Raw genomic sequence first — 15,684 nt, 5'->3', positions numbered from 1 at the left:
ATCATAGGTCGTATAGGCTACCTGATCCGAGTTCAGCCTCAGATCTTTCCCTCAGCCCTTGTAAGATAGCTTGCACTTCGCCTCCACTTACTCCAAATCTATGCAAAGTAAATCTTGTGATCTCAAGCGCAAGCTCCATCTCGCCAAGCACTACATGGGATACTCTTCTATGTCTAAGATAGTCTCTCTCCTTAGCACTTTGGGCACGAGCCACGATATCTATGTTCGGATTGAGAGTCTTGGCATTTTCGACTGCTATACGAGTAGCGACTACATCAGATATAGCTATTATCAATATACGTGCTGAATCCACATTGGCAGCGCTTAGCACACTCATGTTGGCTGCGTTTCCAATTATTGCCGGAACACCTCTTCTACGAAGCTCTTTGATAACCCTAGGATCTTCCTCTATAACAACGAAGGGGAACCCTCTTCTCCTTAATGCAGCTCCAACTACTGCTCCAACCCTGCCATAACCACATAGCACGGCGTGACGCCTATCTGGGAGGTCAACGTCAGGTGTTGCATCCTGAGTGGGTTGCGGAATGTTATTGGCAGATACCAAATTGCTAGCAAAACTTACAATTGGCGTTCTGAGCCTATAAATAAATGGATTAATTATGACGCTGATGGCAGTAGTGGATAACATCAATCTAAAGGAGTTCTCGGAAAGAAGTTCTAGATCACGACCTATAGACGCCAGCAGGAATGAGAACTCCGCACATTGTGCCAACAGCAAACCCACCGACACAGAGGTCTTTACAGCATAACCCATGGCGAGCATGATACCTGTAGATATCAACAACTTAACAATCAAGATCAATACTAACCCCAGGAATACCAGGTGCCAGTCAGAGATGATCATCCTCGGATCAAGTAGCATGCCTATGGAAACAAAGAAGAGCGCTGAAAAAACATCCCTTATCGGGACTATATCTCCAAGTATTTGGTGAGAGATATCAGACTCACTAACTATCAGCCCAGCGACAAAGGCCCCCAGGGCTACTGAGAGTCCAAACATAGATGCTCCTACCGCAGCAACCAAAGCAACAGCCGCTGTAGCCAACAATAAAACCTCTCTGTTACGGGTTAGAGCCAACTTATCCATCACCCAAGGCAGAGCAAATAATCCGATGCCAAAAGCTAATACAACAAAAGCAAATGTCTTAAGTAAAGACATGTATATTGAGCTATTGCCTGCACTTGCAGATGGAGATAACAAGGGCATGATAGCCACCATTATTATGGTGATAATATCTTGTACAGCACTCCAAGCCAGAGCTATTCCTGCATGTTCAGTAGAGCCCTCACTGTAATCCTCAAGCACTTTGCTTATCACAACGCTCGATGAAATAGCCACTACGAATCCCAAGACAAGTGAAGCACCAACGTCCAAACCGATAATACGACCAATTCCCAATGCTATAGGTAACATAGCTATTACCTGTAAGGGAGCTCCGACCAGAACTAACCTACCATAACTTAGTATTTCCTTGATAGATACCTGTACACCAACAGCAAACATAAGAAAAATTACTCCTATATCTGCTAACTCGCTAATAATCCCCACATCACTTACCGGACCCGGAGTGAAAGGACTAATTATTATCCCTGCAATCAAATACCCAATTATGGGGCTCTGTCTAAGTAAAGTAGCTACTAAACCACCAATCGCAGCTACGGATAAAGCTAGTACTAGGTTGGTCAGCAAGTCAGCCTCATGCATATATAAGCTTTTCCTCTCCGCTGGGCTATACTTGTATGAGTATGAATCCTCTGAGCGGATTTAGACTATGTAAGATATTCGGCATACCTATTTATGTGAATCCCACCTGGTTTCTGGTGTTTGCCCTAATCGTCTACTCACTGGCAAGCGACAGATTACCGGAGTTCATACCAGGATCGAGTAATCTATTTTACTGGTTGGCAGCTATAGTATGCACCCTGCTATTCTTCCTGTCTCTTACTGCCCACGAGCTGGGTCACAGCTTGGTGTCAAAAAGTTTTGGCATCCCCGTCAGGTCCATTACACTCCACATGTTTGGTGGTATAGCCCAGCTTGGGAGTGAGGTTAGAAGGGCAAGAGAGGAATTTTGGATAGCTATAGCTGGTCCGGTAGTAAGCTTCACGCTATTCCTGGCTTTTTGGGGATTGTCAGAAATTATTGCATCAAGCATGCCCACAATAGGTTCCTTTCTAAGCCTACTAGCAGTGCTAAATGTAGGGGTGGCTGTATTCAATCTGTTTCCTGGGTTTCCTTTAGATGGAGGGAGGATACTTAGGTCAATTGTATGGGGTATAAGCGGCAACTATATCCGTGCTACGAGGATCTCAGCTCTAGGAGGCCAATTATTTGGTTACCTGCTTATAACTGCTGGGGTTCTATTGGCCATTCTAGATAGATATCTAGGATACCTATGGATGGTCCTTCTAGGAGCTTTCGTTATTATTCTAGCCAGACAAAGCTACAGGCAATCACTAACTTATCACAAATTGTCCAACATCAAGCTAGTGGACGTGTACATACCGCTCGTCCATGTTGAAGAAGACACTCTAGTAAGCGATCTCTTTGCAGACTATATAAGGTCTTCTGGAAGACAGTTTTTTATAGTGGACTTTCATGGTGAACCTGTAGGCTTACTTACACCTTACGAGATACTCCGATTACCACAGCCCTTCTGGCATATCACACCAGTAAGATCTATCATGATAAACCTAGCTTCTGTGGGCAGGTTGCCTGCCGATTTATCCTTGTTTGATGCTATGAACTTGTTCGAGAGAACAGGGCATAATCTCTTCTTAGTGATTGATGATGACCAAATAGAGGGGATAGTCACAAGAGACACTGTTGTGCATGTTCTAGGCAGAACAGCATCGAGGGTATAATGGGGTCAAATAACAATAAGAGGTAGAGATCTAGCCATAAGCAAAGAAATGGAGGTTTTCTCATGGAAGAAGATGTGAGAAGGAGGCTATTGAAGGGACTTCTGGGCCTAGTATTGGGGATCGTTGCAACCTGGTTAGCTGCATATATAACCGATCTGATACTCGGACCTGAAGGTGAAACTAAATCCTAGTAAGGCACCCCTTACTACACTTACCACTTAATAGAAGTTTCTAATCATGACTTCTGAGTTTAGAACCAAGAGCACATCTAAATCTAGATGTGCTCTTAACTTTATATAGATCTACAAGTAAAATCTGATAACCTTCTACACCATCAGCTGGAGCCAGAAGCTAATGAGCGGTATACGATTAACCTCATATCAGGGGGTAGATCCAAGGAGATTTATTGCTGGCTTTTTGGCAGGAATAAGTATCGTATTATTCCTGCTACTCATCTTTGCACTACTGGTATTTACTGGCGGCTTTTGGGAGACACTTAGAGATGTCTCCTTTCAAATAAGGAGCGGACACTCATTTTGGAGCTTACTCCTCCAGTCACTTAAGGAAACCTTATTATCATTCCCATCTTACCTTTGGAGCGCCAGAACTGGCTTCTTTGTAATGGGAATATTAGGCATTATGCTCGCTTTCATAGATGAGATAGGGAATAGATTGAGGCTATTATGGGCTGAAAATCTGGGGTTGGTTGTATTAGTCGCAATTTTATCCTTCTCTGCAACTACTGGCGCTTTTATCTGGCAGGAAAAGGCTGTAGAGAGACTAGCCAGCAATCCTGGCCTATTCTACGACCTGCGCAGCCTACTAGTATCGAACACTACTTGGTTATTTATGGCTATCCTTACATCTTTGGCATTTTCCTATCTAATATGGATATCTTGGATATGGTGGCAAGATTTCTGGTGTAGGGTTTTCGGTACATATAGACCTACGGAGGAGATTACCACAGCAACATCAGTCGACACCTCAACTTACTCAAAGGGCAATAGTAGTTCAAAGATTGGTATAGCGCTTGTCTTGTTTGCTGCTATAGCAACTATAGCCCTTTTGAAAGCTTACTCTTATCATTCTTCTAAGCTAATCACCTCAGAACTGTGGATCACGAAGGACTCTCTAAGAGGAGAAATTTTATTTAGTTTCAAGCAAAATCCTGAATTTGTAGTAGCTTCCAACATTGCAGGAAAAGGCAATGTTAATCTCGATGTCTTGAATAAGACTCAAAACTTGATAATCCAAAATAACACAATGAAATTATCCGAAAGTCCTAATAGCTATAGCAGTGTAAAGCTGCCCCTAGAAGGCAATGCTCCTGGTGATTTCTTGGTAAAAACATCTTTGATATCCGGAGAAGGCGGACTCATCAGGTTCGTAGCAGTGGATGGTAGCACCAGCTTGGCATTGGTATTAGCAGTTTTGATTGGTTTTTCTGTTTCACTAGCGATGACTTCGTTGCTGGTGGCCTTTTTATCTTACAGAGCAAGAGAATCTAAACACGCTTTATAAGGGAATGTTACTGAACAATGATAGGCAAATTTGTTAGGTCTGCATATTCGCACACTAAGCTGATTTCGTTCGGCCTTATAGCTGTAGTTGCCTTTCTATATGCAATCCTAAGGCCTGGATTGAGCTTTACCTTACCCCATACCCTAACAGACGAGAAAAGCAAAATAACTTCTAATAGATCCTGGCCAATGGAAGGACTCAACCCGGCTAGAACAAGAAGCGTAGACTATGAATTATCTCCGCCACTTAGACAGAGTAAAGTAATATCATTGAGAGATGATGTTGGAACAGGATCTCCACCAGCTATAGCGAACAACACTTTATTCATCGACTCTAACAAATCACTGCGAGCTATACACGAAAGGGAAGCCAGAGAGCTATGGGCCTTGCCTTTAGCAGGAGAATATCTATCACCTGCAGTATACAAAGGGTTAGTGATAATTAGATCTGAGAGTGCAAATCAAGGCCAAGTATTGGCCTTGGATATGCAAACTGGGAGAATTAGATGGGCGTTTCAACCTCGTAGAATAAGCAGCGCAAGTAATGACTACTGGGGAGGGCACATTACATCTCCAGTAATAGTGGATGACGAGGTCTTTATAGGGGCGGGGAAAGAACTCTACGCGCTAGATGCAGGCACCGGCGCAGTCTTATGGGAATACGATATGGCAGACTATGTATCTTCATCTGCTGCAGTGGACGAAAACAAAGTCGTAATATCAGATGCCCAGTACTTATACGCAATAGATAAAAACAATGGCAAGCTGATTTGGAAGACACCTATCAAGTTCTCAGTATTCTTTTCACCAGTAATCGCTGAAGGGTATATCCTAGCAACCAGTGACAAATCCATAATTGCAGTTGACCTACAGAATGGCAAATACGTGTGGACCAAAGCAATTACAGGCGAAACACTGATACCAGTTGGAACAGATGGTAAATTAGCTTTTGCTAAATCCTCTTGGACCCTGCGAGCTTTCGATTTGAAAACAGGAAGGGAACTTTGGGTATATAAAGATGGCAACTTTGTCTCTATGCCTGTTATAATCAACAGTAATATCTTTGTTATAAGCGGAGTATCCAGGCAAACTCACATAAGGTGCTTGGAGAAAAGCACGGGCAAAGTTCTGTGGAGCCTCTCCTATCCAGATCTATCGAACGCTTCTCCTGTGTTGTCGGACGGCAAATTATACGTAAGAACCTCGAAAGGGCAGATAATAATTTTCTCTCCCCAAGGGTAAAACCCCCCCTACTAAGGTCTTGACAAGAGAAAAGAGTGGGCTTATATTCTGCTTCATCCAAAGGGTCTAAAATTAGACCCAAAGCTGGAAATAGAAATCGCTGAGGGTTAGGGTAGTATGGCTATGCTAGGTATATTGCCAAAAGGCAAACTTGCTCGTCGAGAAGCTCTCTGGTTTTGGTTCTTTATATCTCCATGGGTATTTGGGTACTTAGTGTTTACTCTAGGTCCCATACTAGCATCCTTTTACTTAAGCCTTACCAGATACAATATTGCTTCTCCGCCCAAGTTTATTGGTCTAGCTAATTATCAGCTTATTACACTTTCTTGAGCGTACCGCTAGGAATATTCTTCTCTCTAATGCTGGCAGTGCTACTAAACCAAAAAGTGCCAGCATTAGGTGTATTTAGAACTTTATTCTACTTGCCTGCAATTCTGCCCGCTGTAGCAGCCACACTATTATTTGTTTGGCTACTCAACCCTGATTTCGGAATCGTAAATTATGTCATAAGATCACTATTTGGCACTAATGGTTTGATCCCAATTGGATGGAATGGACCAGATTGGCTAGGGGATCCTAAATGGGTCATACCTTCCTTCACGCTAATATCGCTATGGGACTTCGGTGGCCCTATGCTTATCTACTTATCCGCGCTTCAAGGAGTTCCCACGCAGCTCTATGAAGCCGCCATTATAGATGGTGCAGGTAGAATCAAGCGTTTCTGGCACATAACTATTCCCATGATATCCCCAGTGATTTTGTTTACCTTCATTACTGGGATTATAGGATCCTTCCAGGTGTTTACACAGGCTTGGGTAGTCAATGGAGGTACGGGAGCACCAGACTATTGGTCAATGTTCTATGTATTGTATCTCTTCCTTAATGCCTTCCGTAGATATAGGATGGGCACTGCAGCTGCACAAGCATGGCTGCTCTTCCTAGTAATATTTGCACTAACTATTTTGTTCCTATGGGCTTCTAGGCGATTTGTCTACTACGAGACTTCTGAAGGTGGAAGGTTCTAAGTCCGTCGGAGGGGTAAAAAGCTATGGCAGAAATAACTACCAGACCAACAGTTGCTAGACCACAGATAAACTTCTGGCAGAACAAGAAATTTCAAGATAGAGCCATCACTATAGGAGCTACTGTTCTTTGTATAATCGGAGTTATCATAATTCTGTTCCCTGTTGCATGGATGCTATCAACCGCTCTAAAGACCAGAGCGGAAGTAGCCAGGTTCCCACCTACATGGATACCAGCGGATCCACAGTGGATAAACTTTAAGGATGCTCTCTTCTCTACCGAGAACCCATTCCCTACATACTTCAAGAACACTATGTTCTACGCCTTAATGGCTATGATTGGAGAAACGCTCTCCTGCGCCTTCATAGCGTATGGATTCGCACGACTTAGAGCCCCCGGGAAGGATATACTCTTCCTGCTGGTACTAGCTACTATGATGTTGCCTTGGCAGGTAACTCTGATCCCGCAATATATTATGTTCGTAAAACTTGACCGCATGCACTTTCTCGGACTTGACTGGATAAATAGTTACGCGCCCCTGATCGTGCCCAAATTCTTTGGTAGCTCCTATCTGATATTTATGTTGAGACAATTTTATAGGGGCCTGCCTAAGGATTATGAAGAAGCTGCCATTATGGATGGAGCAAACTACTTAAATATATGGGCTAGAATCATACTGCCTCTCTCTAAACCTGCGCTTGGGGCTGTGGCCATCCTAAGCTTCATGTATCACTACAACGACTTCATGGGACCGTTGCTTTATATAAATGACAATGCAAAGTACCCCGTATCTTTAGGTTTACAACAGTTCCGAGCACCTTTTGGAGGAACAGCTTGGCATCTATTAATGGCTGCTTCTCTTGTAACTGTGTTACCTCCAGTAATAGTCTTCTTTGTGGCTCAAAGGTACTTTATACAGGGCATAGTCATCAGCGGAGTGAAGGGCTAACACTTCGCTAGAGGCTTGAGAAGGGGGTGATCGATCGGGTTGCCTTCTGTTATGTACATCAAAAGAAAGTGACAACTACGTTCTATAAACTATAAGCCTTCTAATTATTCGAAGGAGGGGTAGTGTTAATGCCGAGAATTACTAACTGGTATACCAAGCACAAACTTCCAATCTTGTTTGTATACCTGATGATAGTAGCGTTGGTCATTGCTGCATGCGGCGGGGGGGCTGGGTCCAATACCCCCACTGCATCACAACCAGCATCCAACACTGGTGGGATGGGAGGTGAGACCGGAGCCAGCAATACCCCAGTTCCGACCATAGTTGCTACACCACCTGCCATCGCAAGACAGGCCACAGGGGTTCCTGATATACAATGCAAGCCCGATCAAAAGCAACTAGTGTGGATGGTTCGTAATGGTCCAGTAGAGAACCAGTGGGAGGCCAACATAGTTCGTCCCGAGTTCCAGAAAGCTCATCCTGAGATATGTCTGAAGATTCTTAGCATAAATCAGGATGATATAGCCGTTAAGCGCCAAGCGATGATCGCGGCTGGTGAACCTCTACATGTTTGGTCGCCTAACTGGGGTGGTGATGGTTTTGCAAGTGACCGCATCCGTGGTCTAATAGCTGATCTCACCCCTTTGATTCAAAGGGATAATTTTGATCTTAGTGTGTTTGATCCAAACGTACTTAAGATCTACCAGATAGATGGAAAGACCTGGGCACTGCCATTCTTGACTACAGGATCTTTTGTCTACTACAACAAGGAACTCTTTGATAAAGCTGGAGTACCATATCCGCCTACTAGTTGGGATGATACGAGCTGGACTTGGGACAAGTTCATTGCTACCGCCAAGAAGCTTACCAAGAACACCAACAACCTGAACAAAGCGCAGTTTGGTGCAGCTAATGGTTTGTGGCCACCTGTTGATGCTATAGGAGCCCTATGGGGCTATTGGATTATCCCAGACGAAGCTCAACAGACTGGTTTCTCTGATGGTGTACAGGTCGTCAACGACAGGACCATAAAGGCCTTCCAAGCGATGCATGACCTGGTATACAAGGATAAGGTTGCTCCCAACAATGCTGCTGTGTCTGCTCTTACACAGTTAGGTGGAGTGTTTGAGTCTGGACGAGTAGCCATGTTCATGACTGGTGGTTGGGGTCACTGGTCGTATCATCCGTTGATAGATGACCCGAATGGCTTCTGTTGGGGCGCAGCGCCTCTTCCAATGGGCACTCCTGATGCCAAGAGAAGAGCCGTGCTCTTCACGGATCCGTGGGTCATAACAGCTAACCTCTCCCCAGAGGAACAGGATCTTGCCTGGACCTTCATCAAGTTCCTAGTGAGTGAAGATCAGGCTCGTAAGTACATGGAAGCTACTGGCACTCCCCCAACACAAACCAAGCTCATGCAGGAGTACTATAAGCAGTTCTCCAAGTGCATGAAGCCTGAGGATATGAAGGAGGTGTTTGAGGGTGCATTCTCTCATGGCAGAGAGTCTTCTAACCACTTGCTGGTCAAGTTCGATGAGCTAAACCAGATCTGGGACAACGGTCTGGCAACTTTCTGGAACAATCCAAATGCCAAGGCCGAAGATGTCCTGAAGAAGATAGAGCCTCAGTTCAATAGCGCCCTCAAACGCATCAAGGCTGAAGAAGGGCAGTAGTGTTAGCTGTACTCTGACAAACCATGTAGTGAGGAGGGATAATTGGAGCGTATCCCTCCTCACTACCCTTTAAGGCGTAATTTAGAAAGGGGCAGTATGAGCATAAAGGTCCGTGGAATCATATTGATAATGTTTTTTATGTCGGGAGTTACCTCGCTAATCTATGAGGTAAGCTGGTTTCGGCAACTCAGCTTGACCCTTGGAGTTAGCGCCTATTCGGCAGCGGCAGTGGTAAGTGCATTTATGGGAGGTCTAGCGTTAGGAGGCTGGTTAGGAAGCAAGATCATAAAGAGGGTCGACGCAATCAAATTTTATGCGTGCTTACAATTACTAATAGCTTGTTGTGCTTTCCTTACACCTATTGTTTTTAGGTTCATGCCTTCTATATACACCAGCCTATACAACGAGTACAATCCAGATTTCTACTCATTCAATCTTCTTAGATTTGGGCTAGCGTGTATGGTCCTTCTTTGGCCGACTACACTTATAGGAATGACCTTCCCAGCAGTTAGTCAGGCTTATACTATATACGACCAACGCGGTAAAGATCTGGGAAGTCTTTATTCAGTCAACGCTATAGGATCAGTACTAGGAGCCCTATTATCTGGACTAGTACTTATAAGGCTTTTAGGCACTAGAGAGACCATTTTGATTTCGGGAATCATAGATCTTGTGATCGCTGTGCTGGCTTTCGCTATTTCCTCTAGGATCGTGAAACAGAGCAAGGATCTAAGAATACTCCAAACTAATCCGCAAAATATAGATCTATATCCAAAGAGATTGGTCAATATAGCTTTTTGGGGATTTGCATTATCTGGATTCGTATCCCTTGGCTACGAAGTAGTATGGTTTAGGATACTATCCAACTTCACACTCAACTCTGTGTATTCATTCACCGTCCTTCTCTCAATATTCATTCTGGGGCTATCGATAGGTAGTTTTCTATCTTCAAGACTAGTAGATTCTGCTAAGTCACCAATATCTGCTTTTGCAATTATTCAGCTTGGCATAGGAGTATCAGCAGTTTTGTCTCTCTATGTATTCCACAGATTACCAACTATCCTACTTAGGATAGGGTTACCTTCCAGTGCCTTACAGGAGATAGCCGTAGAAGTTATAGCGGCCGCGCTTACTATATTTGTACCCACGGTTCTTATTGGTGCAACTTTTCCCTTGGCAGCCAAGATCTATACCAATAACGATGTGTATAAGATAGGTAATCCTGCCGGTAAGTTGTATGGAGCTAATACCGTATTTTCAATGATAGGCTCCCTAGTAGCAGGTTTCTTACTCATACCTACCATGGGCTTACAAAAATCTGTGCTGATACTAGCCCTAGTAAATATCCTCATAGGTATAACAGCATTATTGCAAATAGGTGATCCTCCCAAAATAGAAGCTTATGCTTTGTTAGGAACAGCAGCCATAGGAGCCCTACTTCTACCTCAGGGAGTTTTTCTAGGATTTAGAGAAGGCACTAACCCTTACCTCGTGTACTACAAGGAAGGTGTAGATGCCAACGTATCAGTATTCATTGTACCTAACCCACCGCTGAAGATCTCGTTTGTCAATGGTAGAAACGAAGTGCCGACAGATAGATATAGTATGAGAGCTTTCTACCTCATGGGACACTTACCTGCATTACTCAAACCAGACGCCAAATCTGCTCTAGTATTAAGCTTCGGCAACGGCATAGCAACAGGGGCTCTATCCAGACACAAAATACAGCACATAGATGCTGTCGAGATAGTCGAACAACAAGTAGAAGCAGCCAAATTCTATCAACCTGAGAACAGAAACGTGCTGTCATATCCTGGCCTGAAGATAACAATAGAGGATGCTCGCAATTATCTACTCAGGTCAGATAAAAAGTACGACATAATAACTGCAGATGCTACTCATCCTACAAACAGTAGTAGCTGGGCCATGTTCACGCAAGAGTTCTATAAGCTGGCTAGATCTCACTTATCACCGGATGGCGTTATGGTGCAGTGGTTACCTATCCACGATATATCCAAAGAAGACTACATAAGTATAATCAAAACATTTCAAAGTGTTTTTCCACACACAACTCTATGGTACGTGGGTGGTACGCATACGCTACTTGTGGCAACTCCTCATACTTTATCCACAGAGGATGTCCTATCCCTTGATTCGTTGATAGATAAAAGAGGCCTAAGAGATGATTTGATAGACTCTAGAACTCTTGTTAGCAATTACCTAATGAACGAAGATCAAGTTAGAAAGTACAGCTCATCAGGTAATATAGTCACTGATGATAAAGCCTTCTTCTTGCCAGCAATGGACGACGGGGTCATATTGCAAAGTTTTCAATTAGAGAAATAGCTATTATTCAAGATCGGCCTATAGGACCTTTCTAGGTGATAAAAGGTCCTATAGGCTACACAAGTAGAGGACTATATAGTCTTTCTAGACTGAGGATTCGCTTAGAGACCAAACTATTCCCGTGGGATATTGATATTGCTCCAGTGATTCCTTCTTCATGGTTATGCTGTATCCTGGCGACGTAGGAGGCATGTAATTGCCATTTCTGATAACTACCGGATCGACAAAATGCTCGTGAAGATGGTCAACATATTCGAGCACTCTGTTCTCAAGTGAAGCGCTCACGTATATGTAATCAAATATTGATATATGTTGAACATACTCGCACAAGCCCACTCCACCAGCATGAGGACAAACAGGAATTCCAAACTTGGCTGCCATAAGTAGCACAGCCAGCACCTCGTTCACTCCTCCAAGCCGACAGGCATCTACTTGACAGTAATTAATAGCGTTAGCCTGCATGAATTGCTTGAACATAACTCTATTGTGACAATGCTCACCAGTGGCCACACCCACAGGTGCTATCTCTCTTGCTATCCTGGCATGGCCAAGAATATCGTCTGGGCTAGTGGGCTCTTCGATCCATACTGGATCGAATTTGGAAAGCTCTTTCATCCAACTTATTGCTTGATCGACATCCCAAACCTGATTGGCGTCCATCATTAGTGCACAATCATAGCCTATTATGTCCCTAATTAGGGAAGCACGTCTTATGTCGTCCTCAAGATTAGCACCCACCTTCATCTTGAAGTGCGACCATCCTTCTGCTACGCACCTCCTGCAGAGAGCCGCAAGTTTATCATCAGAGTAGCCCAACCAGCCCGCGGAAGTAGTGTAAGCTGGAAAGCCTCTCTCAAGCATCTCGCGTTCCCTTATGTGCTTAGTGGGTTCGTTAGACTTGAGTATTTCAAGAGCTTCCTGAGGAGTGAGAACATCTCTGATATACCTAAAGGGAACACAGGACACTATTTGTTCTGGGGACATGTCAACTAACAATTTCCAAAGGGGTTTACCCTCAGCCTTTGCATATAAGTCCCAAACGGCATTCACCAGTGCAGCAAGTCCCAGATGTATAGCCCCTTTCTCGGGCCCTATCCAACGTAGCTGGCTATCACCAACCAACCTGTACCAGAAGGTCCCCATATCTGAAGTTATGGATTCCAGAGTTAACCCACGTATCAGGTAGCTGAGTGCTTGAATAGCGCTTACCACTATCTCATTACCTCTACCTATGGTAAACGCTAACCCGTGTCCCTCCAGACCATCAGGGCTATCGGTTTTCAATATCACATAAGCTGCCGAATAATCTGGAGAGGGGTTCATAGCATCAGAACCGTCAAGATTTCTAGACGTAGGGAACCTGATATCATAAGTCTCTATATCAGTTATCGTGACGGACACTTGCGGCACCTTCCTTACAAAGTGGATTGCAAAATTATATATGATCAGCCTATTTAGCCGTCATTCCACCATCAACTACCATGGCCGCACCTACGATCGATCCGGCCTCATCAGAAGCCAGGAAGGCTGCCATGGCAGCTATCTCCTCGGGCATCACAAACCTGCCATGAGGCTGCCGTGCTTCCATAGCAGCTCTCGCAGCCTCGGGATCAGGGTAGTTAGCCGTTATGCGCTCAATCCAAGGCGTCAGAACAGTGCCCGGACAGATGCAATTTATACGTACGCCTTCAGATATATGATCTATAGCAGCTGCTCTAGTAAGAGCCACTATACCTCCCTTAGATGCGCAATAAGCAGCCCTCTCCGGGACACCTACAAGGCCAGCCACAGAGGCAATATTTATTATGGAACCACCACCAGAATTCCGTATAGCTGGAATCGCGTACTTCATGCCAAGGAAGGTTCCTTTGAGATTTATGGCTATTATGCGGTCAAAGTCTTCTTCAGAAGTCTCGGGGGTGGTCGCAGCTACGCCCACTCCAGCATTGTTGACCATTATATCTAATCCCCCCCATTCATTCACGACATGATTTATAAGTTCATACACTTCTTCTGCTTTACTCACATCAACCCTATAGGGTTTTGTGTTATCACCGAGCTCTTTGGCAACTATTTCTGCAGCTTCCGGATCTATATCAGCTATGACTACTCGTGCTCCTTCCTGAGCGAATCTGCTAGCAATAGCCTTACCTATCCCTGATCCAGCCCCTGTGACTATAGCCCTCTTACCTTCAAGCCTCATGGCTTATCACCTCATCAAACTAGTTCTATCTGGTATAGTTATGACTCTATTGGTTAGCTGTAGCTCTCCTACTCTTACATGAACCTCATCGCCTTCTAGCAGCGTAAAGTCCTCATCAGGAACGATCCCTGTACCGGTCATTAGAAACACGCCGTTGGGAAACGACATAGATTTACTCAGATAGTCCACCAATTCTCTAAGGGTTCTTTTCATCTGAGCAGTATTAGTCTCGGCATCAAACACACAGCTACCACCTCTGTATATAGTGAGGCGTATATCAATGCTGCTGATCTCTTCTTCAGGGCATATTTTGATCCCCCTGCCTATCGCACACGATCTCTCATAAACCTTGGCTTGTGGAAGATACAGGGGATTACTTCCTTCTATATCTCTCGACGACATGTCATTACCCGCAGTGTATCCCACTACCTCCATACGGCTATTGATCAACAGTACCAATTCGGGTTCGGGAACATTCCAAGCGCTGTCAGATCTTATACCAACATCGCCCCCATCACCAACTACCCTCCAGCCGATGGCCTTGAAGAACAGTTCAGGTCTTTCCGCATCGTATACGTCGTCGTATATATCACCCCTCTCGGACTCAGCCTTTCTTGCCTCGCGGCTTCTTAGGTAAGTCACCCCACTGGCCCAGACTTCTTGACTGGGTTCTATAGGTGCCAATATGTGCCCATTAGCTTCTTGATCTGTGGACAAGCAGGAAAGCACCTCTTGTACGCTGGGGGCAGGAACCTGCAAGAGCATCTCTAGTTTGAATGCTCTGGGCATATAATATCCATCAAGGGCCCACCTAGGACCGTCATTATCCCAATGTCGTGTAAGGATCATAATTAATCTCCTATATTTAGCTTGATCTTTCCGCTGGCATCACTACTGGGTATAAAGGTCTGCCATACTTCAGAAAGGCTACTACATTCATGGCCCATTTATTTCTTAGTTCCTTCTCAGACTCCTCAGAGTACCAAGCCACGTGAGGAGTGATTATGACCTTTGGGTGATGGATAACGGGATCTCCAGCTACAGGAGGCTCCTTAGGTAGCACATCTAGAGCTGCACCTGCCAAATGACCATTATCCAGAAAGTATATTAGATCCTCCATATTCACCAGCCCACCGCGAGCAGTATTTACGAGGTAGCTTCCAACAGGCATCACGGCAAAAAGCTCTCTGTTGACAATGTTGCTCGTTTCTTCCGTTAGCGGTAGGTGTAGAGATACCACGTTACTCTTCATGAATAGATCTCTTAGCTCCACTCTATCAACGCTCTCTGGCCAAGCGCTGGCAGGCAGATATGGATCATAACCTATGACTCTTCCAAAAACATGCACCATCATGTTAGCCAGAGTTCTACCTATTCTGCCCAGGCCGACGACACCCAAAGTTAGACCGCTTATTCTGTGAACCTCCCCGGTCGAAAGGTAGTGCCATACCCCTTCCCTAACCTTCCTATCCAGGAAGCATACATGCCGTAGCAGGGACAAAATCATTGCTGCCGCATGCGACGCCACCTCGTGCACACCATAATCAGGTACATTGGCCACCCACACACCTTTTTCCCTAGCTGCATCCAGATCAACACTATCCACTCCTACCCCTGCCCTGCTTATTAGCTTCAAATTAGGTAGGGCGTGGATGACATCAGAAGTTATCGGAGCGTACTGTACCATTAGCGCAAAAGCATCTCCAGCAGCTAGAATGACTTCCTCCGGTGATCTGCACTGAGCAATGGATACCTGGCACCCTGCTTCTTCCAGCAAGCGCTGTTCGTCCGATAGGTCTGGATATTCTGCATCTGTTATAAGAACCTTATAGCCAGACATCC

13 protein-coding genes are annotated in these 15,684 nt (G+C 44.7%); 8 read left to right on the top strand and 5 right to left on the bottom strand.

Annotated elements, in window-relative coordinates:
• Position 1 precedes the first annotated feature (1 nt).
• Positions 2 to 1,726, bottom strand: a complete 1,725-nt coding sequence (locus tag N2245_RS06120) for a cation:proton antiporter (protein ID WP_494535841.1) — start codon at positions 1,724 to 1,726, stop codon at positions 2 to 4.
• Between the two features lie 35 nt (positions 1,727 to 1,761).
• Between N2245_RS06120 and N2245_RS06115 the strand changes: the two genes are divergently transcribed.
• The 8 genes from N2245_RS06115 (at position 1,762) to N2245_RS06080 (ending at position 11,639) form a co-directional block, all read left to right on the top strand.
• Positions 1,762 to 2,886 carry a site-2 protease family protein gene (locus N2245_RS06115; protein ID WP_494535840.1) on the top strand — a complete coding sequence of 375 codons (1,125 nt, stop codon included), beginning with the start codon at positions 1,762 to 1,764 and terminating at the stop codon, positions 2,884 to 2,886.
• A gap of 62 nt (positions 2,887 to 2,948) precedes the next feature.
• The gene (locus tag N2245_RS06110) at positions 2,949 to 3,077 is read left to right on the top strand and encodes a hypothetical protein (protein WP_012874217.1); all 129 of its coding nucleotides are present in this window, start codon (positions 2,949 to 2,951) and stop codon (positions 3,075 to 3,077) included.
• Between the two features lie 163 nt (positions 3,078 to 3,240).
• Positions 3,241 to 4,407 (top strand): hypothetical protein, encoded by a 1,167-nt coding sequence (locus N2245_RS06105; RefSeq protein ID WP_494535839.1) that lies wholly within the window; start codon positions 3,241 to 3,243, stop codon positions 4,405 to 4,407.
• 188 nt (positions 4,408 to 4,595) lie between these two features.
• The gene (locus tag N2245_RS06100) at positions 4,596 to 5,648 is read left to right on the top strand and encodes an outer membrane protein assembly factor BamB family protein (protein WP_494535838.1); all 1,053 of its coding nucleotides are present in this window, start codon (positions 4,596 to 4,598) and stop codon (positions 5,646 to 5,648) included.
• 359 nt (positions 5,649 to 6,007) lie between these two features.
• Positions 6,008 to 6,673, top strand: a complete 666-nt coding sequence (locus N2245_RS06095) for a carbohydrate ABC transporter permease (protein WP_494535837.1) — start codon at positions 6,008 to 6,010, stop codon at positions 6,671 to 6,673.
• Positions 6,674 to 6,696: 23 nt separating this feature from the next.
• Complete coding sequence (locus tag N2245_RS06090; RefSeq protein ID WP_494535836.1) at positions 6,697 to 7,620, top strand: carbohydrate ABC transporter permease; 924 nt, start codon at positions 6,697 to 6,699, stop codon at positions 7,618 to 7,620.
• A gap of 128 nt (positions 7,621 to 7,748) precedes the next feature.
• Complete coding sequence (locus N2245_RS06085) at positions 7,749 to 9,293, top strand: extracellular solute-binding protein (RefSeq protein ID WP_494535835.1); 1,545 nt, start codon at positions 7,749 to 7,751, stop codon at positions 9,291 to 9,293.
• 96 nt (positions 9,294 to 9,389) lie between these two features.
• Positions 9,390 to 11,639, top strand: a complete 2,250-nt coding sequence (locus tag N2245_RS06080; protein WP_494535834.1) for a spermidine synthase — start codon at positions 9,390 to 9,392, stop codon at positions 11,637 to 11,639.
• An 84-nt stretch (positions 11,640 to 11,723) separates the two neighbouring features.
• Here the strand turns inward: N2245_RS06080 and N2245_RS06075 are convergent, their stop codons facing one another.
• The 4 genes from N2245_RS06075 to N2245_RS06060 are packed head-to-tail and all read right to left on the bottom strand — an operon-like array spanning position 11,724 to position 15,682.
• Positions 11,724 to 13,040 (bottom strand): L-fuconate dehydratase, encoded by a 1,317-nt coding sequence (locus tag N2245_RS06075; RefSeq protein WP_494535833.1) that lies wholly within the window; start codon positions 13,038 to 13,040, stop codon positions 11,724 to 11,726.
• A 49-nt stretch (positions 13,041 to 13,089) separates the two neighbouring features.
• Positions 13,090 to 13,842: an SDR family NAD(P)-dependent oxidoreductase gene (locus N2245_RS06070; RefSeq protein ID WP_494535832.1), complete on the bottom strand. Its 753-nt coding sequence runs from the start codon at positions 13,840 to 13,842 to the stop codon at positions 13,090 to 13,092.
• A 6-nt stretch (positions 13,843 to 13,848) separates the two neighbouring features.
• The gene (locus N2245_RS06065; RefSeq protein WP_494535831.1) at positions 13,849 to 14,691 is read right to left on the bottom strand and encodes a fumarylacetoacetate hydrolase family protein; all 843 of its coding nucleotides are present in this window, start codon (positions 14,689 to 14,691) and stop codon (positions 13,849 to 13,851) included.
• A 16-nt stretch (positions 14,692 to 14,707) separates the two neighbouring features.
• Positions 14,708 to 15,682 (bottom strand): C-terminal binding protein, encoded by a 975-nt coding sequence (locus N2245_RS06060; protein WP_494535830.1) that lies wholly within the window; start codon positions 15,680 to 15,682, stop codon positions 14,708 to 14,710.
• Between the last annotated feature and the right edge of the window lie 2 nt (positions 15,683 to 15,684).

This window comes from Thermobaculum sp. T2p (assembly GCF_059335935.1).
Note: the sequence above shows the minus strand (reverse complement) of the source record. Positions and strands in the feature narration are given on the sequence as shown.